The organism is Mesorhizobium sp. M1399, from assembly GCF_040317735.1.
GTDB lineage: Bacteria > Pseudomonadota > Alphaproteobacteria > Rhizobiales > Rhizobiaceae > Mesorhizobium.
This window is the reverse complement of the sequence record NZ_JAMYKZ010000006.1, coordinates 163,379-185,232: the sequence shown is the minus strand read 5'-3', so window position 1 is coordinate 185,232 and position 21,854 is coordinate 163,379. Positions and strand designations below refer to the sequence as shown.

The 21,854-nt window shown below is 63.1% G+C and carries 23 protein-coding genes; 7 read left to right on the top strand and 16 right to left on the bottom strand.

Annotated elements, in window-relative coordinates; translation table 11 throughout:
- Positions 1-131 precede the first annotated feature (131 nt).
- Positions 132-1,913: a chloride channel protein gene (locus tag NKH05_RS12370; RefSeq protein ID WP_353025470.1), complete on the top strand. Its 1,782-nt coding sequence runs from the start codon at positions 132-134 to the stop codon at positions 1,911-1,913.
- A 256-nt stretch (positions 1,914-2,169) separates the two neighbouring features.
- Entirely contained in the window at positions 2,170-3,282 is a 1,113-nt protein-coding gene (locus NKH05_RS12365; RefSeq protein WP_023720215.1) for a TauD/TfdA family dioxygenase, read from the top strand.
- 38 nt (positions 3,283-3,320) lie between these two features.
- On the opposite strand, the gene NKH05_RS12360 is transcribed toward NKH05_RS12365, so the two are convergent.
- The gene (locus NKH05_RS12360) at positions 3,321-4,331 is read right to left on the bottom strand and encodes a nucleoside recognition domain-containing protein (RefSeq protein WP_352856815.1); all 1,011 of its coding nucleotides are present in this window, start codon (positions 4,329-4,331) and stop codon (positions 3,321-3,323) included.
- A gap of 118 nt (positions 4,332-4,449) precedes the next feature.
- On the opposite strand from NKH05_RS12360, the gene NKH05_RS12355 reads away from it, so the two are divergent.
- Entirely contained in the window at positions 4,450-4,902 is a 453-nt protein-coding gene (locus tag NKH05_RS12355; protein WP_023720217.1) for an Lrp/AsnC family transcriptional regulator, read from the top strand.
- A 225-nt stretch (positions 4,903-5,127) separates the two neighbouring features.
- Complete coding sequence (locus NKH05_RS12350) at positions 5,128-5,526, top strand: GFA family protein (RefSeq protein ID WP_352856813.1); 399 nt, start codon at positions 5,128-5,130, stop codon at positions 5,524-5,526.
- A 90-nt stretch (positions 5,527-5,616) separates the two neighbouring features.
- On the opposite strand, the gene NKH05_RS12345 is transcribed toward NKH05_RS12350, so the two are convergent.
- Both NKH05_RS12345 and NKH05_RS12340 read right to left on the bottom strand, forming a co-directional pair.
- Positions 5,617-6,180, bottom strand: a complete 564-nt coding sequence (locus tag NKH05_RS12345; protein WP_352856811.1) for a GNAT family N-acetyltransferase — start codon at positions 6,178-6,180, stop codon at positions 5,617-5,619.
- Between the two features lie 206 nt (positions 6,181-6,386).
- Positions 6,387-6,542, bottom strand: a complete 156-nt coding sequence (locus tag NKH05_RS12340) for a GNAT family N-acetyltransferase (RefSeq protein ID WP_353025517.1) — start codon at positions 6,540-6,542, stop codon at positions 6,387-6,389.
- On the opposite strand from NKH05_RS12340, the gene NKH05_RS12335 reads away from it, so the two are divergent.
- Complete coding sequence (locus NKH05_RS12335) at positions 6,486-6,719, top strand: hypothetical protein (protein WP_352515698.1); 234 nt, start codon at positions 6,486-6,488, stop codon at positions 6,717-6,719. The genes NKH05_RS12340 and NKH05_RS12335 overlap by 57 nt on opposite strands.
- Positions 6,720-6,752: 33 nt before the next feature.
- Here NKH05_RS12335 and NKH05_RS12330 read toward each other — a convergent pair whose 3' ends face one another.
- Genes NKH05_RS12330 through NKH05_RS12305 form a run of 6 tightly spaced genes read right to left on the bottom strand, consistent with a single transcriptional unit; the run spans position 6,753 to position 11,576 of the window.
- The gene (locus NKH05_RS12330) at positions 6,753-7,934 is read right to left on the bottom strand and encodes an arabinose transporter (protein WP_031194356.1); all 1,182 of its coding nucleotides are present in this window, start codon (positions 7,932-7,934) and stop codon (positions 6,753-6,755) included.
- Positions 7,935-7,974: 40 nt separating this feature from the next.
- On the bottom strand, positions 7,975-8,403 hold the full coding sequence (locus tag NKH05_RS12325; RefSeq protein WP_352481972.1) for a lipocalin-like domain-containing protein: 429 nt from the start codon (positions 8,401-8,403) through the stop codon (positions 7,975-7,977).
- Positions 8,404-8,461: 58 nt separating this feature from the next.
- Complete coding sequence (locus tag NKH05_RS12320; RefSeq protein WP_352494728.1) at positions 8,462-9,478, bottom strand: zinc-dependent alcohol dehydrogenase family protein; 1,017 nt, start codon at positions 9,476-9,478, stop codon at positions 8,462-8,464.
- 25 nt (positions 9,479-9,503) lie between these two features.
- Complete coding sequence (locus NKH05_RS12315) at positions 9,504-9,899, bottom strand: (R)-mandelonitrile lyase (protein WP_352481974.1); 396 nt, start codon at positions 9,897-9,899, stop codon at positions 9,504-9,506.
- A 19-nt stretch (positions 9,900-9,918) separates the two neighbouring features.
- Positions 9,919-10,389 (bottom strand): cyclophilin-like fold protein, encoded by a 471-nt coding sequence (locus NKH05_RS12310; RefSeq protein WP_023720225.1) that lies wholly within the window; start codon positions 10,387-10,389, stop codon positions 9,919-9,921.
- Positions 10,386-11,576 carry an MFS transporter gene (locus NKH05_RS12305; RefSeq protein ID WP_353025468.1) on the bottom strand — a complete coding sequence of 397 codons (1,191 nt, stop codon included), beginning with the start codon at positions 11,574-11,576 and terminating at the stop codon, positions 10,386-10,388. Before NKH05_RS12305 ends, NKH05_RS12310 begins: the two co-directional genes overlap by 4 nt.
- 149 nt (positions 11,577-11,725) lie before the next feature.
- Here NKH05_RS12305 and NKH05_RS12300 point away from each other — a divergent pair, with 149 nt between their 5' ends.
- Positions 11,726-12,619 (top strand): LysR family transcriptional regulator, encoded by an 894-nt coding sequence (locus NKH05_RS12300; protein ID WP_023720226.1) that lies wholly within the window; start codon positions 11,726-11,728, stop codon positions 12,617-12,619.
- A 274-nt stretch (positions 12,620-12,893) separates the two neighbouring features.
- Here NKH05_RS12300 and NKH05_RS12295 read toward each other — a convergent pair whose 3' ends face one another.
- The 6 genes from NKH05_RS12295 to flaF form a co-directional block, all read right to left on the bottom strand.
- Complete coding sequence (locus tag NKH05_RS12295; protein WP_023675441.1) at positions 12,894-13,139, bottom strand: MoaD/ThiS family protein; 246 nt, start codon at positions 13,137-13,139, stop codon at positions 12,894-12,896.
- Positions 13,139-15,403, bottom strand: a complete 2,265-nt coding sequence (locus NKH05_RS12290) for a xanthine dehydrogenase family protein molybdopterin-binding subunit (RefSeq protein WP_352494729.1) — start codon at positions 15,401-15,403, stop codon at positions 13,139-13,141. The genes NKH05_RS12295 and NKH05_RS12290 overlap by 1 nt, the downstream gene beginning before the upstream one ends.
- Before the next feature lie 2 nt (positions 15,404-15,405).
- Entirely contained in the window at positions 15,406-15,882 is a 477-nt protein-coding gene (locus NKH05_RS12285; RefSeq protein WP_023720228.1) for a (2Fe-2S)-binding protein, read from the bottom strand.
- Positions 15,882-16,742, bottom strand: a complete 861-nt coding sequence (locus NKH05_RS12280) for an FAD binding domain-containing protein (RefSeq protein WP_352494731.1) — start codon at positions 16,740-16,742, stop codon at positions 15,882-15,884. The genes NKH05_RS12285 and NKH05_RS12280 overlap by 1 nt, the downstream gene beginning before the upstream one ends.
- A gap of 138 nt (positions 16,743-16,880) precedes the next feature.
- Positions 16,881-18,524: an MFS transporter gene (locus tag NKH05_RS12275; RefSeq protein WP_353025465.1), complete on the bottom strand. Its 1,644-nt coding sequence runs from the start codon at positions 18,522-18,524 to the stop codon at positions 16,881-16,883.
- A gap of 172 nt (positions 18,525-18,696) precedes the next feature.
- A complete protein-coding gene (gene flaF / locus NKH05_RS12270; RefSeq protein WP_353025463.1) occupies positions 18,697-19,032 on the bottom strand; it encodes a flagellar biosynthesis regulator FlaF in 336 nt (111 codons plus the stop codon).
- A gap of 526 nt (positions 19,033-19,558) precedes the next feature.
- Between flaF and NKH05_RS12265 the strand changes: the two genes are divergently transcribed.
- Positions 19,559-20,746, top strand: coding sequence for a TMEM43 family protein (locus NKH05_RS12265; RefSeq protein ID WP_353025461.1), 1,188 nt, complete (start codon positions 19,559-19,561; stop codon positions 20,744-20,746).
- A 21-nt stretch (positions 20,747-20,767) separates the two neighbouring features.
- Here the strand turns inward: NKH05_RS12265 and NKH05_RS12260 are convergent, their stop codons facing one another.
- The gene (locus NKH05_RS12260) at positions 20,768-21,799 is read right to left on the bottom strand and encodes a histone deacetylase family protein (protein ID WP_352481981.1); all 1,032 of its coding nucleotides are present in this window, start codon (positions 21,797-21,799) and stop codon (positions 20,768-20,770) included.
- Between the last annotated feature and the right edge of the window lie 55 nt (positions 21,800-21,854).

The window sequence follows — 21,854 nt, the reverse complement described above, 5'->3', positions numbered from 1 at the left end:
CCGAGCTGAAGATGGGCTTTATCGCCGCAGCATCACGCGGGCATGACACCTTGGCGGCCGGCATTGTTGCCATGCAAAGCCGCCGGGCGTATCAGGCACCACTCCCCTTTTGATATCGGCGAGCCGCCCCGGTGCTTTCCAGAAACGAACCGCAAGTCTATGCCCGCCGACTGCGCGCGGTGCTGATCCGATCGATCCCGCTGCTCGAGGCGCGCGGCATCGCCGTCGTCATTCTGGCGGCTTTGGTCGGGGTGATAGCGGGTGCGCTGGTCACCGGCATGAGCGAACTGGTGCAGGTCCTGCATGGGCTTATGTTCGGCGTTCAGCCCGGTGGTCGGCTTTCGGCGATGTTTTCGCTGCAAAGGCCGGAGCAAGCGCTGATACCGGCGATCGGCGGCATCCTGCTCGGGCTGACGGTGATCTGGCTGAGAAAGCGGAAGTTCCGCACGCCGGTCGATCCGATCGAAGCCAACGCCCTTTACGGCGGCCGCATGTCGCTGACCGACACTTTCATCATCGCCGGGCAGACGATGATCTCGAGCGGCTTCGGCGCTTCGGTCGGGCTCGAGGCCGGCTACACGCAGGTGGGTTCCGGCGTGGCGTCGCGGCTGGCGCGCTTGTTCAGGCTGCGCCGCAACGATGTCCGCATCCTCGTCGGCTGCGGTGCAGCCGGCGCGATCGCCGCCGCCTTCGATGCGCCGCTGACCGGCGCCTTCTACGGTTTCGAGCTGGTCATCGGCATCTATTCGGTCGCCAATGTCGCGCCGGTGATGGCCGCCGCGATCTCGGCCTCGCTGACCGCCGAAATGTTCGGCGGCGTGCCGTTTCCGCTGGAGCTCGCGGGTCTGCCGGCGCTCACCGTCAGCCAGTATTTGCCGTTCATGCTGCTCGGGCTTTTGGGTGGCGGTGCTTCGATCGCCATCATGCATCTGGTGAGCCTGATCGAGCGCATCTTTGCGCGGCTGTCGATCGACGCCTCGTTGCGCCCAGCCATCGGCGGCGTGATGGTCGGGCTGCTGGGGCTGATCACGCCGCAGGTCCTGTCCAGCGGCCATGGCGCGCTGCACCGCGAATTCGCGATGAATTACGGGCTGGCCGTGGTGGCCAGCGTCTTCGTGCTGAAGCTGTCGGCGTCGGCGATCTCGCTCGGCTCCGGCTTCCGCGGCGGGCTGTTCTTTGCCTCTTTGTTCCTCGGTGCCCTGCTCGGCAAGATGTTCGCCGGCGCGATGGCGTTCGTCTCGCCGGCGACCGGCATCGACCCCGCCGTCGCCGCCGTCGTCGGCATGACCTCGCTCGCCGTCGGCGTCGTCGGTGGCCCGTTGACGATGACCTTCCTGGCGCTGGAATCGACCCGCGACCTGACGCTGACCGGCGTGGTGCTGGCCGCCTCGCTCATGGCGGCGATCCTGGTGCGAGAAACGTTTGGCTATTCCTTCTCGACATGGCGCTTTCACCTGCGCGGCGAAACCATCCGCAGCGCCCATGATGTAGGCTGGATGCGCAGCCTGACGGTCGGCTCGATGATGCGCAAGGATGTCCGCACCATCGACGCCTCAACGACGCTTGCAACATTCCGCAAGCAGGTGCCGCTCGGTGCCTCGCAGCGCGTCATCGCGGTGGATGCCGAACTGCACTATGTCGGCGTGCTGATCGTCGCCGAATTGCACAGCCATTTGTCGGATGACGAGATGCCGGTGCTGTCCTTCGCCAAATTTAGGGATGCGGTGCTGGTGCCGAGCATGAACGTGCAGTCGGCGGCCGAGACCTTCCAGCGCGCCGGCGCCGAGGAATTGGCAGTGGTTGAGGATTTCACCGACCGCAAGGTGGTCGGTTTGCTGACCGAAGGCCACCTGATGCGCCGCTATGCCGAGGAACTCGACAAGGCGCGGCGCGATCTGTCGGGCGAGGGGTAGCCGAGAGGGGATGGCGATCCCGCTGCATTTAGCTGGACACCGCCGGCGAATGACCGCTACCATCGCGGTGGCTTTGAACCAGATTTCATCTGGAGCCAGATTCCGCCTGGAGATGGCGTGCTCGAAGAACCGAACAGAAATCCCGGATCCCATCGCTATGGGAAGCCGAGCTTGTGGTGGCCACCACCGTTGGGTTGACGGCCTGCGGGCCTGATCCAAGCTGAAAATCAAATTCTGTGTTCAGAGAGACATCATCATGAATACCCTGCTTTCCGTGGAGGCCCGGGAGACCGCGCTTGCCGTGACTTTCGTGTCGGGCGAAACAGTCTGCTACCCCTGGCTTTGGCTAAAGGACAATGCACCATCGGCGTTTCACCCGCAGACCGAAGAACGAACTTTCGACCTGACCAGCGTAGACCCCTCGCTCAGACCCATCAGCGTGCGGGACAGGGGCAGCGCTGTGGGCATTGTCTGGCAGAACGACCAGGCTGAGGAGGAATTCCCGAGCCAGTTCTTTGAGTCCTACCGTCCCGGCAGAAAGCGGGACGATCCGGCCGACATCGCTCCGAAACTCTGGGACGCCTCAATCAATCTTGAAACCATGCCGCGTCACGCCGCCGGGGACATCTTGCAAAGCGATGCCGATCTGCTCGCCTGGCTGAAGGCAACGGCTGCATACGGGCTCTCCATCGTCGATGGGCTTGACGATGATCCCGATGCGGGGCGGCGTTCGGCCGAGCGGATTGGTTTCCTGCGCCAGACAAATTTCGGCACGATGTTCGAAGTCGTGTCGATGCCGAACCCGAACAATCTGGCCTATACGCCGGTCGCCTTGCCGCTACACACCGATCTCGCGAACCAGGAGGTGCCGCCCGGCTACCAGTTCCTGCATTGTATCGCCAATGACGCTGAGGGCGGTGGATCGATCTTTGCCGACGGGTTTGCGGTCGTCGCCGCGCTACAGGCGGAAGATCCGGAAGCCTACCGCCTATTGTGCGAGATCGAGATCCCCTATCGTTTTCACGATGAAAACTACGATCTGCGCGGTCGGTTTCCTGTGATTGTAACGCAACGCGACGGGGAAGTGACGGAGTTGCGGTTCAACGCCCATCTTGTCGATGTCATCGACCTTCCCTCCGACCTATGCGCGCCCTTTTATGCGGCTTATCGCAAGCTGATGATGATGATCCGCGGGCCGCGTTTCCAAATAGCCTACCGCCTGAAGGCCGGCGAAATGGCGGTCTTCGACAATCGCCGGGTGTTGCATGGCCGCCAATCGTTCAACCCGAACACCGGGCGGCGACATCTGCGCGGATGCTATGTCGATCGTGGTGAGTTCCAGAGCCGGATTCGCGTCCTCTCGCGATAGTGATGCGACACACATGTCGGCTGCTGCGTAAGGACGGCTCACGTCAACGGTCCGCTAATCGCCGGCTCAGAAATCCGATTGCGCGAACTGCCTTCTTCCTTGTGGAAGAGTGTCTTGAAGAAAAGAGCGTCGGGAACCGCATTGATTACTTTTGCGATCACGGCGGTCGCGAGCACGGCAAACGCTAGGCGACCGAGAAGCACGCTCGTGACATCGGCGCCAAGTGCGACAACGACCAACGTGTCCTCAATGAGGCTATGGGCAAAACCCATGAACACGCAGGCGAGGAATATCTGACGCGGCTCCGCGCTAGGCGTGCGCGCCTCGCGGATCAGCAGTCCTGCGCCATAGGAAATCCCGAGAAACAGGCCGACAGCGGCGAAAGGTACCGTCTGCTTTTCGATGCCGGCGAGCCGAAAGAGCGGTGCAAGTCCTCTGTTCATCCACTCCAAAATGCCCGCCATCTTGAGAAGCTCGATAACCCAGCTTAGCGCAAGCAAAACGATGAGCATGATGCCCAGGGTTTTGACTGTGCCCAGGAGAAAGCCGCCCCAGTCGGTGCTTTCATTCGTCGGCATCCACGCCGGCGCCACCGGTCCTGACAGCCATCCGGTCATGGCGAATATCTGATGCAGAAGGATAGCAAAGACCAAACCCCCGCCAATACGAAGCGCCGCGGTGACCAGGAAGCTCGGCCCGGCCCTCTGAATGATGCGTTGCTCGATCGGAATGGCATGTGCAAACAGCAAGAGAGCCGAAAGAACCGTCATCTCGGCAGTGCTGAGCGCCGAAACCGGGACCAAGGTGAATACGATCACAAGCGCGCCCCAGATCCCGACCAGCAATCCCGTCAGCCAGGCAAAGGCGAGTTCAGGTGGCAACCCCACCTGCAACATGAGCGGGGAGAAGAACGGAGAAATCGCCTGGATGACGCCAAGGTCCTGCAGGAGCCGCGTGGCTATCGCAACCGGAACGATCACGCGAACCAGTTCCCAATAGATTTCAAGCGTTTCCAATGTCTTGCGATAGAAGGCGGCGCAAATTGCCATCATGCTGCTCCATCATCCCTGGAGCCATCTGCGTAACCTGAGACGCTTCGCATTTGTGGTCAAAGTTTGCGATTTCGTGCAATAAAATTGCAATACACCGACGATGAGCGCGACCGAGATGGACAAGATCGACAGAAGGCTTCTCAACCTGCTCCAGGATGATGCCTCACGAACGAACGCCAAACTGGCGGGGTTAGTCGGGCTTTCCCCTTCGAGCTGCCTGCGCCGCATACGACGACTGAAGAAAAGCGGCGTCATCAGCCGCGTTGTCGCGCTTCTCGCACCTGCAAAGGCTGGCCGGGGCTTGAAAGCGATCGTCACCGTCGAACTGGAGCGTCATGGCGAGCAGTATATGCGGGACTTTCTCGAGTTGGCCGCTCAGGAACCGGCCGTCACTCAGGCCTACAGCGTGAGCGGCGAAACCGACGCCGTCCTTATGCTCCGCCTGACGGATATGGAAGAGTTCGATGCGCTATGCGAGCGACTGTTCCGAGACCGAAGCAACGTCGCGCGATACCAAACGATGTTCGTGATCCGAACGGCCAAAGAAGTGACCGCAATTCCACTGTAGTGTTCGGGTTGCGATAGACCTGCTAGGCCGTGAATTCAGCGGCCCGGCGAAGAAACTTTACGAACTTTCAATATGCCGCAAAGGCGGTAGTGAAGGAACGCCTAGCGCACGCTAGGACAATCGCTGGCGCCGAATGTCGGAATTGGGCGCCAGCTCGACGCATTTCATGGCGCCTCCCTCACGCCCAGGCATGAAGCTGTCCTTGTTGACTCAAGGAGAATTTGCATGCGTGGTCATTGCTTATGTGGCGCTATTGCTTTTGAAGTCGATGGCCCGGCACAGGCCTGCGTGGTCTGTCATTGTGAAAGTTGTCGGCGGCAATGTTCTGCGCCGATGACCTCCTATATTGGCGTCTTGAACGGCCAATGGCGATGGCTGAGCAAGCTACCGAAGGTATTCAACTCTTCTCCCGGTGTGGAAAGAACATTTTGCGATCACTGTGGCACGCCGCTGTCCTTCCGCTCAAAGAACATGTCTGATGTCATGCATTTTTTTGCGGCAGCGATGGAGGAGCCAGAAAAATTTGCACCTACGCTGCATGTCGCCTTTGAGGAGAAGCTCGCTTGGTTGAAACTCGCCGACAACCTGCCGACCCGTTTTGGGCCTGACTATACGAAAGACTAGGATCTGCTCGCATCGAGACAAACGGCGGAAGCTGAGGACAGCGTCCGGAAGCGAGATGATACCCCCGTCCGTTCAAACGGCGGTCAAACATTATCGATCGTGGCTGCTCTCGACCTGCTTGAGCGGCAGCAGGTAGGCGATGATCTGCTGATCGCCGAGAGCTGGATCAAAGCCAATAATGTCGGATGCGAAAAGGTCGTGAGCAGGGCGTCTCTCGAAGCCAAGGCTCTCGTACAGCTTGCATGCAGACGGCATGAACGAGGCAGTGTGAAGCGCAAGGCCGCTCGAGCCCTGCCGACGCGCTTGCAAGACGCACCATTCGCAAAGCGCGCGGCCATATCCGCGGCCCTGTGCCGAGGGAGCAACCGCGAGGGTCCTGAGGCCTGCCAGCCCGGGCGGCCAGCCCATGCCGTCAAAGGCGGCATCGGCGTAGTAGGTGACCGTCCCGACGAGGCGTCCCTCGACTTCGAGCACCGCGACGCTGGCTTTCGCCCAACGCCCCGCGACATCCCGCGCATCCTTGACGTAGGGCTCGAAGATGTGCGGTGCCAGAACGGGCCGTAACGATGCGAAGGCGTCGGAGACGAGCCCGCCAATTTCATCCAGTTCCTGACGGCTTGCCAGGCGGACGCGTGGCTTGGATGCGATCTGCATGCATGTTCTCACTGCACCAGCAATTGGACCATATGGAGGGCGTTTTGTGCCCCACCGGTTGGCTGAACTTCGCCCGGCTTCGGCTGTCGGCCGTGTCCCGCAACGCGATTCCCGGAGAGATTCGCCTGCCACAATAATCATCGGCAGCAAGATTCCAATGGACCTGAGCCGTCGAGCCGCGACGAGGAGTTAATCGGCGGAGCACCTCAAACTTTCGATAACAGTTTGCTCATGCTTATGCGCTCCTCGACCTCGTATCCGCACTTTCGGTAGAACCCAAGAACCGTCGAATTGGAAGCGACAATTTGGAGGTTGATCTTTATGCAACCAAGGCCGGCGAGCCGCCTTTCCGCTTCGTGGATGAGGGCCTCGCCGATCCCTTTTTGGCGATGGGACTGCAGGGTAGCGATGCGCGATATCTACCCTCGATGGCCGTCATACCCGGCCATGATCGATCCGACGACCTGATCGGCCTCTATCGCCACCAAAAGCAGGTTCGGCTGATGCCTCAGCTTCCCGCGAAGCGGGAGCGATCGTAGTTGCGCGACATCTCGAGCCCAGACTATCCGGCTCTATAGTGGAGCGTTACGGCGACCCAGCAGCAGAGCGATGCCCAACGCCGGAAGCGTCGCCATCGCGACGGCGAAGAAGACGAATTGCAGCCCGGCCGATGCGGCGACCAAGCCGAGCGCCGGACTGCCGAAGCCGAGCGCCACGTCGAGGAAGACGGTGTAGAGTCCCATGGCCAGGCCGCGGCTGCGTGGCGGAAGACGGCTCACGGCCTCGGCACCGAGGCCGGGATAGACCAGCGAGTAGCCAAGGCCAGTCAGGCCCGCTCCGATGGCGGCTAGAACGGGCCCGGGCGCAAGCCAGATCAGCATCAGCCCTGCGGCCTCGACAGCCACGAAGATCATGGCGACCCGTGCGCCCCCTAACCTGTCAGGCAGGTGGCCGAAGCATAGCCTTGCCACGATCAGCGACGCGGCATAGGCCGTGAAGGGAAGCCAGACCGGCTGCCAGCCCCGCTCGGCAAAGAGCAGCGCGCCGAAGGCCAGAATCGCACCATAGCCGAGACTGCTGAAAGCTGCTCCCACTCCGGGAAGCCAGACCGCTTGCGCCACGCTCCTCCATGACTGCGGCACGCTGCTCGCGGCGGCGCTGGCGCCGCGCATCGGCAGGATGGCAAGCAGCGTTGCAAGCGGCAGGACGATCGTCGCCAGTGCGATCGCGGTGAAGCCGCTCGCCGCATAAAGCGCAGATCCGATCGGCGCGCCTAGCGCGAGTGCTGCGAACATCGCCGTGCCCACCCAGGCTATGACCTTTCCGGAGTTCTGTCCGCCCGCAAGGGAGAGGCCCCAGGCGACGCCACCGGTGATGATGAAGCTCTCAGACGCGCCCAGTACCGCCCGGCCGGCGAACAGCGCCGATGCGGACGCCACCGGCCGGTCGAGCAATGTCAGTGAGCCGAGGTAAAATAGCCCTGCCACGGCAGCGGCAATGAGGCCGACGACGACGGCCCTCTTGCCGCCGCGCCCATCGGCATAGTTTCCAGCCCCAATGCGCGACAGCATCGAGGCGACGAACTGGCTGCCAGTGACCAGCCCGACCGCGAAGGGGCCGAAGCCGAGCTGCTGGTGAAGATGCAGCGGCAGGACGGGTAGCGCCAAGCCGATCAGGAGGAAGCCGGCGAAGACAGCCGCCATGATTGGCACCAGTTCCGCTATCGCGCCATTTCGGTCTGAAGTCCGCGCCATTGTGGCCACCGATAAAACTTTGACAGTCGGGCTGTTCCGATCAGTAACGTTCGTAGGTCACGCGCCAGCCTTCGGCCGGATTGTCCGGCGTCAGGACCAGTTTGTTGTCCGAGACTTCGAATTTGCGTTTCATGCTCTTCCCGACAAGGTTGCGGACCAGGGAGGACTCGATCGTGATGACGAAGGTCTTGTCCTGGTCGTCGATAGCGACCGGCCCGTAATAGGCTTCGTAGCCATTCTCTGTGTAAGGCGTGTCCGGTGCCTTGGCGTCGGGGTTCTGCGCCTGCACCGACAGGGTGCCGGCCTCGGTGAAGATGACCTGGCCGGAATATGGCACGGGCTTGAGGCTTCCCTCGGCACCGGCCTCGAGCGACCTCATGCGCCATGCGCCGATGATCGGCGACTCTTGCGAGAAAGCCGGCGTGGCGACCGAAAGCGCAAGGGCGGCAATCTTCAATCTCATCGTCATATGTCGTTGTTCCTTTTCTGATTTGTGGGTGCGGACAGGCCGTCCGCCCAATCTTCGCTCACACCGAAAGCATGACCTTGATGGCGCGCCGCTCGTCCATGGCGCGGTAGCCTTCAGCGACCTCGGCCAACGGCAGCTTGAGGTCGAAGACCTTGCCGGGCTTGATCCGACCTTGCAGCACACGGCCCATAAGGTCGGGCAGGAAGCGGCGCACCGGCGCCGGGCCGCCCAGCATGCGCTTCTGGCCGAAGAACAGTTTTTGGCCGTCGAAGTTCACGCCGTGCGGCACGCCGACATAGCCGATGGTGCCGCCGGGGCGAGAGCAGGCCAGCGCCTGGTCGAAGGATTCCGCCGTGCCGACGCATTCCAGCACCGAGTCCGCGCCGACGTCCTTGGTGAGCTCTTTGATCCGGGCCACACCTTCCTCGCCGCGCTCGGCGACGATGTCGGTCGCGCCGAACTCGCGGGCGAGTTTTTGGCGGCTGGCGTGCCGGCTCATGGCGATGATGCGCTCGGCGCCCATCTCCTTGGCCGCAAGCACGCCCATCAGGCCGACCGCACCGTCGCCGACCACCACCACCGTCGATCCTTCTCGGACCTCGGCTGCGTCGGCCGCATACCAGCCGGTGCCGAGCACATCGGACACAGCCAGCAGGTCAGGGATGAGTTCGGCCGGCGGCACCTCGGCGGTGGCGACCAGTGTGCCATCCGCCAACGGCACGCGGGCGTAAGGCGCCTGCGCGCCCGACATGAACTCGCGCTGCACACAGGACGACTGGAAGCCGAAGCGGCAATGCGGGCAGGTATTGTCGGAGAGGCAGAACGAGCCGACGACGAACTGGCCGGGGCGCACCGTGCGCACCTCTGCGCCGACCTCGACGACGATGCCACAATATTCGTGGCCCATATGCATCGGGCCGTCGACCCGCTGCAGCCCGCGATAGGGCCACAGATCCGAGCCGCAGATGCAGCTTGCCGAGAGCTTGATGATGGCGTCCGTCGGCCGCATGATTTTCGGATCAGCGATCTCCTCGCAGCGGATGTCGCCCGGTTTGTGAAGAACGGTTGCGAGCATTTTGGTTCCTTTCGAGTGGAGAAGATCAAGCGCGGTAGTCGGCGTCGCTGACATGTTCCAGCCAGTCCACGACCTTGCCGTCCTTGACCTCCTGGAGAGCAATGTGGGTCATGGCAATCTGAGCCGACGCGCCGTGCCAGTGCTTTTCGCCGGGCGCGAACCAGACGACGTCGCCGGCACGGATTTCCTCGACCGGGCCAGCCTCGCGCTGCACGCGGCCCAGGCCCGAGACGACGATCAGCGTCTGGCCGAGCGGATGCGTGTGCCAAGCGGTGCGGGCGCCGGGCTCGAAGGTCACCTGTGCGCCTTGAACCCGCCCGGCATCGAAGGGATTGAAGAGCGGATCGATCCGCACCGTTCCGGTGAACCAGTCAGGTGGTCCCTTGCCGGAAGGCCTCGTGCCAGCGCGAAGAATGTCCATGGTGATCTCCTTTGTGTCCTCAAGTGCGTTCGATGCGAAGCGGGAACTCGCCGCGAATGTGCAGGGCCTGCTCGCCCTCGTCGAAGCGGCCGAGCCTGATCAGCCCGGGATGGCGATAGTCGGCGTAGAACATGGCCAGGTTACCCCAGGACGTGAAATAGCAGAGGTCGTAGGGCTGCTCGTTGGCGAACGGACCACTTCCCTTCTCTGTCAGCTTGCGCGGCAGATAGGCGATCTTCTCGTTATGCGCGTAGTCCTCGATCTTGAGATCGAGCGGCAGCATGGAAAAGAAATCGCGCGCCGACGGATTGTCGTAGAGCGTGGCGGTCATGATGCGGCCGTTGAAAATCATCCTGATCTTCATGTTGGTTGACTCATGGCTGACTGGGGCTTCGCCTTCTTGGCTGGCGGCTGCTCGAGGCAGGGCCGCCACCGCGAGCGCGGCGCCGAGCAATGTCCGGCGGTTAAGCGGCGCACGCTCGATGATCATGGCAAAGATCTCCGGGCCATATGCGATGCGGCAAGGGCGGCGAGCGCCGATCCGCAGAGCAGCACTGCACCTAGAGTGAACACTCCCCACCAGCCGACCGTATCGAAGAGCGTGCCGCCGATCGCGGCGCCGCCGGTGATGGCGAGCTGGATGACTGCCACCTGCAGCCCGCCGCCGGCCTCTGCGTCGTTCGGCAACGTCCGGCTGAGCCACGTGCCCCAGCCAACGGGCGCGGCCGTGCCGAAGAAGCCCCAGGCAACGAGCAGCAGCGCTGTGGGAACGGGGAGGGCACCAAGGGCGATGAGCGCAGCGGCCAAGGCCGCCATGACCAGCGGGATGACGATGAGGATGCTGAACAGACGCGTGGACAAAAGCCGGCCGACGCACCATGTGCCGAGCACCCCCGCCAGCCCCATCGCCAGCAGGATCGCAGAGAGAGCAGCGATGTCGAGCCGGGTGACGCCCTCGAGGAAGGGCCGCAGATAGGTGAAGAGCGCGAACTGGCCCATGAACAGCATCATGATCGACGCCATGCCGATGGCGACGGGAAGACGGCCGAGGAGCGCCAGTGGATTGCCTGAACGCTTCCCCCGGCGCGGGGGCAGCGCCGGCAGGCTTGTCCACTGCCAGGCCAGCGCCAGAAGCCCAAACGGCACGACGAGGAAGAAAGCGCCGCGCCAGCCGACATAGGCGCCAAGAAAACTGCCCAGCGGCGCGGCGATGGTGGCCGCAATGGCATTGCCGGCGTTCAGCATGGCGAGACCCTTCGGAACCATGTCTTGCGGCACGAGGCGCATGACGATCGCGGTCGACATCGACCAGAACCCGCCGATCGCGATGCCGAGCAGCGCCCGGCCGACCATGAGGAACGCGTAGTTCGGCGCGAAGGTGACAGCCAAACCGGACACGATGAGGAGGAGGGTGAAGCCGGTCACGACCAGTCGGCGGTCGATATGGCGCGTGAGGCCGGCGACCAGCAGGCTGGTCACGACGGCGAAAACGCCCGAAATCGAGATCGCCTGTCCCGCGCGGCCCTCGGTGATGCCGAGATCGGCCGCTAGCGGCGACAGCAGGCTGACCGGCATGAATTCCGACGCGATGAGCACGAAAACACACAGCGCCATCGCCAAAACCGCGCCCCATGCGGCGCGGTCACCGACAAGCCTTGTGTCGTACGTCGTTTCCATAATTGGCATCCTTGCAGGGCGACCGGGCGGATCAGCCGCCAACGCCGTCGCGATGCCAGAAGATATTGCAGAGGAACCCATTCTATTAGACTAAGTAATTCGCATGGACTTATCTGCTCATGATATAAATATCCGACGGGAGGTACCCTATGCAGCGCGATGGCATGAAGGATCTGCTATGGTTCGTGGCGGTCGCGCGGGAACGGAGCTTCACCAAGGCGGCGGCCAAGCTCGGAACCTCGCAGTCGACCCTGAGTTCGACAATCAAGGAGCTTGAAGCTCGTCTCGGCGTCCGCCTGCTGACACGTACGACGCGGAGCGTCGCACCGACCGAGGCCGGCGAGCGACTTTTCCAATCTCTTGTTCCCCGCTTCGAGGAAATCGAAGCGGACCTCGCAAGCCTGGTGGCCTTTCGCGACAAGCCCTCCGGAACGGTCCGTATCACGCTTTCCGACCATGCGCTCCAGACGACCGTCTGGCCGAAGCTGCAGCCCTTGCTCAGCGACTATCCTGACGTGTGCGTCGAACTCTACAGCGACAACGGCATGAAGAACATTGTGGAGGAGCGCTTCGACGCAGGCGTGCGGCTTGGTGAGAGCATCGACAGGGATATGATCGCAGTGCGCATCGGGCCGGATTGGAGGCTCGTGGCCGTGGCTTCGCCGGAGTACTTTTCCCGCCATCCGGTTCCGACCGCACCGCAGGATCTGGTCGATCATGACTGCATTAATATGCGGCAGGCGACGTTCGGCGGATTATATGCCTGGGAATTCGCCAGGGATGGCCGCGACCTTCGTGTGCGCGTGGAAGGCCAGCTCACCTTCAATTCGTCCATTCCCATGATCGAGGCTGCGATAAGCGGTTTCGGGATCGCCTATGTCCCGGAAAACCTCGTCAGCCACCACATCGCCAAGGGATGCCTTAGGCTCGTGCTTGACGACTGGAGTCCGCCATTTGCGGGCTATCACCTCTACTACCCGAGCAGGCGACAGCTCTCGCCTGCGATGGCGGTGATCATTGAGGCGCTCCGCCATCGCATCTGACTCCCAAGACTGTGCCTATGAATCATGAAGCTGACATTGGTAAATGGTAGGTTCTGATCCAAGCCATTTGACTTCTACGCTGCGGGCGGCTGCTTTCGCCTCAAAGCAGACGTGTAGCTCGCTCGCCTCTATGTCTGTGATTGACACAGAAGCAGTCATCGAAAAGGAGCCAAACTCGCCGGCTGAACTGGCCAAGAATTCTCGTGGATAGCCAAGGTTTTTCTCGAGCCTAGGCCAAGTCTTGGTCGTCGATGGTAGGGACACGGTTGTCCAGTTATCCCCCGGCAAGACGCGGCAGCAGGAATATCTCCGCCCCTTCCGGCAGTTCCTTCGACCAGGTGTCGCGATAGATCGTCCCGTCGATGGCGACGGCGATGCCGCGATCGATGTAGGGCTCGAGGCCGGGATACTGTTCAGCCAGCTTCCTGAACAGCTCCCGAATATCCTTCGCCTCGATCTCGACCTTGCTCTTGCCTCCGGCGATCGCGCCGAGCGATCCCCAGAGCGTTACTTCAACCATCAGCCTTCCCGTTCCGCCTCGATCGCCGCCAGGATGCGCGGCGGCGACATCGGTATATGCGCCATGCGCACGCCGACCGCGTTCGAGACTGCATTGGCGATCGCCGCCAGCGGCGGCACGATCGAGGTCTCGCCGACGCCGCGCACCCCGTAGGGATGGTTAGGGTTGGGGATCTCGAGGATCTGTGTGTCGATCATCGGCAGGTCCGAGCAGACCGGGATGCGGTAGTCCAGGAAGCCAGGGTTCTGCAGCCGCCCGTCCTTGCCGTAGATGTACTCTTCGTTGAGCGCCCAGCCGATGCCTTGCGCGGCACCCCCCTGGTACTGCCCCTCGACGTAGGTCGGATGCACCGCCTTGCCGGCGTCCTGAACGACGGTGTAGCGCAGCACCCTGGTGAAGCCGGTCTCCGGATCCACCTCGATATCGCAGATATGGGTGGCGAAGGAGACGCCGGCGCCGTCGGCGACGAGCTCGCTGTGGCCGGCGATCGGTCCGCCCGTCTTTCCGGAAGCGGCCGCGATCTCCTTCAGCGACAGCGCAGCAAGGTTGCCGTACTTCTCGCCCCTAGCGATCGCGTGGCCCTTTTCCCAGACCACGTCGTCGACCGGGATGTCCCACGTCTGCGCGGCGCGATCCCGCAGGATCTTGATGGCGTTGCGAGCGGCGGAGATCGTCGCCATCGAAGACGAGAAGGTGCCGCGGCTGCCGTCCGTCATATCGTTGTAGCCGAGGCTGGAGGTATCGGCGACCACCGCCTTGACCTGCTCATAGGGGATACCGAGCTCCTCTGCCGCCACCAGCGAAAGCGAGGCGCGCGAGCCACCCACGTCAACGGTTCCGACGGCAAGCGAGACCGAACCGTCCATGCCGATGTTGAGGTCGGTGCAGGTCTGGCCACCGAAGTTGAACCAGAAGCCGCAGGCCATGCCGCGGCCCTGGTTCTTGCCGAGCGGCGCCTTCATGTGCGGATGGCTCTTCGCCGCCTCCAGCGTTGGGCCGATGCCGATCGGGCCGTATACCGGGCCGTAGGACGATCTGGTGCCTTCCTGCGCCGCGTTCCTGATCCGGAACTCGACCGGGTCCATGCCGATCTCCTTGGCCAGCTCGTCGACCGCGCTTTCCACCGCAAACGCCGCCATCGGTGCCGACGGCGCGCGATAGGCCGCCGTCTTGGGCCGGTTGACCAGCACTTCGTAGCCGACCGTCCTGACGTTCTCGAGCTTGTAGCAGGCAAAGGCGGTCATGGCGCCGATCTCAGCCCACATGCCGGCATAGGGGCCGCAGGAATAGCGCAGCGTGGCCTCGGCCGCCGTGATCGTGCCGTCCTTACGGGCGCCGATCCTGACGTCGATCGAGGTGGCGCTAGTCGGGCCGGAGGCGCGGAACACCTCGTCGCGCGTCATGACCAGCTTGACCGGCCGGCCGGCTTTGCGCGACAGCGCCAGCGCCACCGGCTCGGCCCAGACATGGGTCTTGCCGCCGAAACCACCGCCGATCTCCGACGAGGTGACGCGCAGCTTCGAGGCCTCCATGCCAAGCAGCTGGGCGCAGTGCTGGCGATAGACGAAATGCCCTTGCGTGCAGACCCAAAGATCGGCGGTGCCGTCGGAGCTGAAATTGGCGACGCAGGCATGCGGCTCGATATAACCCTGGTGCGTCTGCTCGGTCTTGAAGGAGCGTTCGACGACGAAATCGGCCTGGCCGAAACCTTCATGGATGTCGCCATGGCCGTACTGGGTGCGCTTGGTGACGTTGGAAGGCTTGACGGGCTTTTGCTCAAGGCCCTCGGTGAAGATGGCGTCGTTGAGCACGGGTGAGGAGTGCTTCATCGCCTCGTCGACGTCGGTGACATGCGGCAGCACCTCGTAGTCGACCTCGATCAGCTTCAGTGCCTGCCTCGCCGTGCGGGCATCGACTGCAGCGACCGCGGCCACAGCATGGCCGTCGTAGAGCGCTTTCTTGCGCGCCATGCAGTTGTCGAGGATGTCGTACATGGCGGCATCGCCGTCGGTGAGGTCGGGCAGGTCGGCCGCGGTGATCACCGCCTTGACGCCGGCGAGCTTCTCCGCCTTCGACGTGTCGATCTTCCTGATCGTGGCATGCGCATGGGGGCTTCTGAGAACGCGCCCGACCAGTTGCCCGGCCATGTTGAAGTCGGCGCCATAGCGTGCGCGGCCCGTCACCTTGTCGACGCCGTCGGGACGGATGGGGCGCGTGCCGACAGAGGTGAAATTGCGTCCGGAGTAACGTGGATCGAAATTCATCGTCATGCTCCCTTCATCACGCTCGCGGCGTCCTGAACGGCACGCACGATCTTGTCATAGCCGGTGCAGCGGCAGAGGTTCCCGGCGAGGCCGAAGCGGATCTCCTCCTCGGTCGGATCGGGGTTCTTGGCCAACAGGTCCTTGGCCGCCATGAGGAAGCCCGGCGTGCAGATGCCGCATTGAAGCGCGGCGTGTTCCAGGAATTTCTGCTGCAGCGGATGCAGCTTGTCGCCATGCGCCATGCCCTCGATGGTTTCGATGCGCCGCCCTTCAGCCTCCGCGCCGAGCACCAGGCACGAGCACACCAGCCGGTCGTCGAGGATGATGCTGCAGGCGCCGCAGTCGCCGGTGCCGCAGCCTTCCTTGGCGCCCGTCAGCCCCAGGCGATCGCGCAGGACATCGAGCAGCGTCTCGTCCGGCTGGCAAAGGTACTCGACATTGTCGCCATTGATTGTCGTTGATACTGCCACACCAGCCATCATTTGCCTCCTGCACGTGCATAGGCGGTCGTGGCGGCCCGCTTGGCCAGCACACCCGCAACTTTCCGTCTGAATTCGATAGTGCCTCGCTTGTCGTCGATCGGACGACAGGCCCCCGAGCAGACCTTGGCGAGCCTCTCCAGCGTGGCTTCGTCCAGCTTGGAGCCGATGAGAACCTCGGCGGCCTCCTCGACCAGAATCACCGTCGGCGCCACGGCGCCCAGCGCCAGGCGGGCGAATTTGACGCGACCTTGCTCATCGAGCATCAGGTTCACGCCGGCGCTTACCACCGCGATGTCCATCTCCGTGCGAGGAATGAAACGCAGATAGGCATCGCCCGAACGCGGCAGACGTTTGTCGAGCAGGATTGCCTCGATGATCTCGCCCTTGGCCAGCGACGTCTTGCCCGGCCCAGTCGGTACCGCTTCCACTGCAATCGTGCGCCTGGTTCCCGGGCCGACGACCACCGCCTTGGCGCCAGCGGCCACCAGCGCCGGCACGCTGTCGGCGGCCGGCGAGGCGTTGCACAGATTGCCGACGATGGTGCAGCGTCCCTGCACCTGCTTCGAGCCGATCAGGTTCGCAGCTTCGACGACGCCGGGCCATGCCTTCTTCAGGGCCTTGCTCTCGCCCAGCACTGCGCAGGGGACCGCCGCGCCGATGCTGAAGCCCTCGGCTGTTTCCCTGATCTCGCCAAGCCCGTCGATCGCCTTGATGTCGACGATCAGGTCGGGTTCGATAAAGCCGCCTTTCATTCTCACCAAGAGGTCGCTGCCTCCGGCAAGGATGGCGGCCGTGCCGGCTGAGCCGGCCAACAGGCCGGCGGCGTCTTCAATTGAAAGCGGACGTATGTAACGCATCGTCTCCCCTTAGTGGTCATAGTCACATCAACTGATATAAACCGTCTCTCCACAATGGCCATCCCATTCGTGCATTCGCGGATTGGGCCAGGCGCCGCAATTTTCATTTGCTCGACCAACTGGACGCGCCGCCGGCCATTAATGCTCGATCGGTCCCTTCGGCATCACCAGCGCCGTGCCGGCTGTCGTCGGCCGCTCGATCATACGGCGGACGTGGGGTGGCTCGTTGCCGCTGTGCAGGGCCCTTATGCGCTCGCCGATGACCGCGTCGGCGTAGGTGGCGCGCCTGTTGTGGCGGATATATTCGACCCAGGTTGGCGTGTGGTAGTGCTCGATCCATATCGAGGGATTTTCGAGATCGCGCGCCAATGTCCAGTTGCGGGCGCCGTCACGCCGGCGGATGCGGCCCCGTTCGGCCATGGTGGCGAGGAATTCCGGCACGTCCTCGTTGCGGATCACGTATTCGATCATGATGGCGATGGGACCACTGCGCGGCTTCAGATCAAGTGCCAGATGCGGCTCCTGGAAGCGGTTGAGCGGATCGAGGTTGAGCACGGCCTGCTGCGGCAGCGGCAGCAGCAGGCCGATGGCGCCTCCCGCCAGCATCGCGACGCTGGCCGCCATCAGGGCGACTTCGGCGCCATGGGCGTCGGCAACCACGCCCCAGACCCAGCTGCCGAGCGCGATACCGCCGAAGGTTGCGGTCTGGTAGACCGAAAGCACGCGGCCGACCACCCAGCGCGGCGTCGACATCTGCACGGTGACATTGAAGTGCGAAAGCGCTGTCACCCAGCAGGCGCCGCCGACCAGCAAGCCGAGTGAGGTCTGCCAGGCATTCTCGCTGACGGCGGCATTGAAGGCGCAGAGCGCGAAACCGGCGAATGCCATGCGCACCATGGTTTCGCTGGACAGCAGCTGCCGCAGCCTGACGCTGGTCAGCGCGCCGCCGACGGCGCCGATGCCGAAGGCGCCGAGCATGATGCCGTAGCTCAAGGCGTCGCCCTTGACGACGTCGCGCGCGACCAGGGGAAGCAGTGCCAGGACCGCGCCGGCGCTGAAGCCGAAGGCCGAGCTCCTGACCAGCACCTTGCCGATATTGGGCGACATCGCGACGTAGCGCAGGCCAGCGCCCATTGCGGCGCCCAGCGTCTCGCGCGGCAAGGTCGATGCCGGCAGTTCCGGCCTCCAGCGGGCCAGCACGACGATGAGGCCGACATAGCTCAGCGTGTTGACGGCAAAGGCCGCGGCGGCGCCTGCGGCGGCAACGATGATGCCGCCGATCGCCGGGCCGACGCTGCGCGTCAGGTTGAAGCCCATCGAGTTGAGCGCGATCGCCGCCGGCACCTTGGGACGAGGCACCATGTCGCCGACCGAAGCCTGCCAGGACGGGCTGTTGAGCGCGGTGCCACTGTCGATCAGGAAGGTGAAGGCGAGCAGCGTCCACGGCGTCATCAGGTCGAGATAGGTGAAGACGGTGAGAAGAGCCGAGACGGCGAGCATGAACATCTGCGCGATCAGCATGATTTTGCGCCGGTTGAAACTGTCGGCGATGGCGCCGGCCAGCAACGCGAAGAGCATGATCGGCAAGGTGGTCGAGGCCTGGACCAATGCGACCTGGTAGGACGAGGTAGCGATCGTAGTCATCATCCAGGCGGCACCGACGCCCTGGATGAGGCCGCCGAAATTGGAGACGAGGCTGGCGGACCACACCGCCCGGAAGATGCCGTGCCGGAACGGCGCCAGCGCCGAGGCGCTTTCGCTTTCCGGTGTGTCCTCGTTCATCGATGCTTTCCCGGGCTCAAATGCGTTTGTTCTTGCGATGAATCGGCCCCTCAAGCCAAGGATTCAAAAAATAGAACATCACAGCGCAAAGGGCGAACGCATTCTCGAGAAAGATCATGGTCCAACAACAAGATAGCGAGCGCGGAGCCCGTCCGGGCGCGCCATAGCGGGCTCACTGCATGCCGTCCCTGACGATCTCCGCCACTTCGATCAAGCCTTCGAAATTGTCGGTGCGGCCCTGGCGGATGTCTTCGGTTTCGCGCAGCAGCCACAAACCGATCGAGATGAGATTGGCGCGCAGCTCCGTGGGCAGGGCGCTGTCGCCAGAGCGGAGATCTTCGACGAAGGCGGTCCAGACGCGACTGGTGAAATGCAGGGCCTCGGCCGCTTCCAGCGAATCGCGGCCAGCCGCCATCGCCGCCAACAGCATGTGGATCGAACGGCTAAGAAGCTGCCGATGCCTGGCCCCGGCAGCGGTCTGCATTTCGGCTCGGGGGAATTGATACATCGTTGCTGCTCTACCGCTCCGTCGGCGTTGTCAGGTCAGGAAACTCAACAGATCGAGTTGCGAGATTTGATCCAGATGCTGGCATCGCCAGCTGCCGAATACGCATCACTTCACCAGGGACACCACCACGCGACGCCGCGCACAAAAATCGCACCTGTTGCAGGGAGCGCGAATCCGGCTCCGGAATGGTTCCGGAACATGAGGTTTTGGTGGTCGCCGCGCCCCCCGAGGAACGGCTGATTCGGCTACAATCTAACCGTAGACGAATCCGACATCAAACGCGATTTGACTGAAACGAATTCCATCGGTCGGGGCGCTCCGAGGGTACATTTTCGAAGCGCCCGTGTGCTTTGCGGCGGTCGGATCCAACTGCAAGTGTGCCGTATCGGCAATTCGTCGATTGCGATAGGCTCCTGTTGTCGGGACGGATGGGGCGTCTGTCTCGGTTTGGCGTAACGCCGGTTGCATGCCACTGCGCGACAGAGCGCGGATTCGTGAAACTGGCTTTGGGGAATTGGGGGAAACAATGGGCGATTCAATTCAGGAAATAACGTCCGTCTCGTGGTTCGGGCGGATCAAGCGGGCGGTCGGCGGGATCGTTTTCGGCTTGCTCTTGATCGTGCTGATGGTGATCGGCCTGTTCTGGAACGAGGGTCGCGCCGTGCAGACGGCGCGTTCGCTGGCCGAGGGATCGGGCGCGGTGATCTCGGTTGGCGCCGATAGCATCGATGCTGGCAATGACGGCAAGCTTGTCCATGTCACCGGGGCGGTGACGGCGAGCGGCGGCCTTGCCGATCCGGACTTTGGCATTTCGGCGCAAGGATTGCGGCTGTCGCGCAGCACCGAGATGTACCAGTGGAAAGAAGAACAGAAATCCGAGACGACGAAGAAGCTTGGTGGCGGCGAGGAGACGGTGACAACCTACAGCTATTCGAAAGTGTGGGACGACAGCCAAATCAACTTGTCGGAGTTCAAGAAGCCGGACGGCCATGAGAATCCGCCGATGGAGATACACAGCAAGAGGTTCCAGATCCCGGACGGCAAGCTCGGTGCCTTCACGCTCGACCGGCCGGTGCTGGACCTGATCGGCGGCGACAAGGAATTTTCACTGTCACCGGACCAGTCGGCTACCATCGATGCCGCCTATACCGGCACCAAGCGGGTCAACATCGTCGACGGAAAGATCTATCTCGGCTTCAACACCACGTCGCCGGCGCTGGGCGACTATCGCATTGGCTACGAGCTGGCGCCGCTCGGCCTGGTCAGCGTCGTCGCGCGCCAGGCAGCGGGCGGGTTCGAACCCTACCAGACAAAGGCCGGCGACCAGTTGCTGATGGTCGACATCGGCAATGTGCTGGCGGAAAAGATGTTCGCCGACGCGGTCAGCCAGAACACGCTTATCACCTGGCTGCTGCGCGCCGCCGGCCTGCTGCTGTTGGCCATCGGCTTTGCCCTGCTGCTCAGCCCGATTGGCGTCGTCCTCGACATTATTCCTTTGCTCGGCAGCGTGGCGCGGATGGGCACCGGCATCATTGCCTTTTTCCTGGCGATCCTGGTCGGCACGACGACGATGGCGATCGCCTGGTTCTGGTACCGGCCGGTGCTGGCGGCAGGCATCCTGGCCGCCGGCGTCATCGCGGCGGCGGCGGTCTATTATCTTGGCCGCTCGCGCGGGCAGGCCGCACCGCTTGCCACGCCGAGCGCCGCTACATGATTGCAGGCACCGGCGGCACTTCTAGCGGTCCTCGAAGCCGGTCAGCACGCCGACGGCATTGACGCCGATCTCCTCGACGGCGTAGCCGCCTTCCATGACGAACAGCGTCGGCAGGCCGAGCCTGGCGATGCGGCGGCCGATTCTGGGATAGTTTTCCGTTTTCAGCTTGAACTGGCTGATCGGGTCCTTCTCGAAAGTGTCGACGCCGAGTGAAACCACGACGACGTCAGGAGCATAAGCCGAAAGCCTCGTGCAGGCCTCCTCGAGTGAGGCGTTCCACACGTCCCAGCCGGTGCCGAAGGGCATCGGATAATTGTCGTTGAAGCCTTCGCCGTCGCCCTCGCCGCGTTCGTCGGCATGGCCGAGAAAGAACGGATATTCGGTCATCGGATCGCCATGCAGGTTCAGCACCTGCACGTCGCCGCGGCGATAGAATATCTCCTGGGTGCCGTTGCCGTGGTGATAGTCGATGTCGAGGATCGAAACGCGCCCGGCGCCATGGTCGCGAAACCTTTGCGCGACGACGGCGGCGTTGTTGATGAAGCAATAGCCGCCCATGAAGGCCGCCCCTGCATGGTGCCCCGGCGGGCGGCACAGCGCGAAGGCGGAAGGCTCACCGGCCTTGACCAGCGCGGCGGCTGTCAGCGCGACATCATAGGACGACTTGATAGCGTCCCATGTGCCTTTGACAAAAGTCGCGCCGCCGTCGAAGGAGTAGAAGCCGAGCAACGCATCGATGCCTTTCGGGCGCACGTCGCCGCGCAGGCCGCGCGTCGGCCAGGTGAAGGGAATGGCCGAACCGGTGCGGCCCGACGCTTCCCAGAGCGGCCACACGGTCGGCAGGAAATCGATGTAGTCGCTGGCATGAACCTTCTTGGCGGCGGCGAGGTCGTGACTTTCCGGTGACAGGATCGGACCGAGCTTTTCGCTCTCCACCCGCGCCCTGATGAACTCGGCGCGCGAGGGCTTTTCAAAAGCCGGCACGATGGCGCCGGCGATCAGTTCGACATTGCCGGAATGGCCGGCATGGAGAGGCGAAAAAACAGTCTTCATGAAATCTTTCCGTGGTGAGACGCGGCGACCCTAACCGTCCTGCATGGCCCTTCAC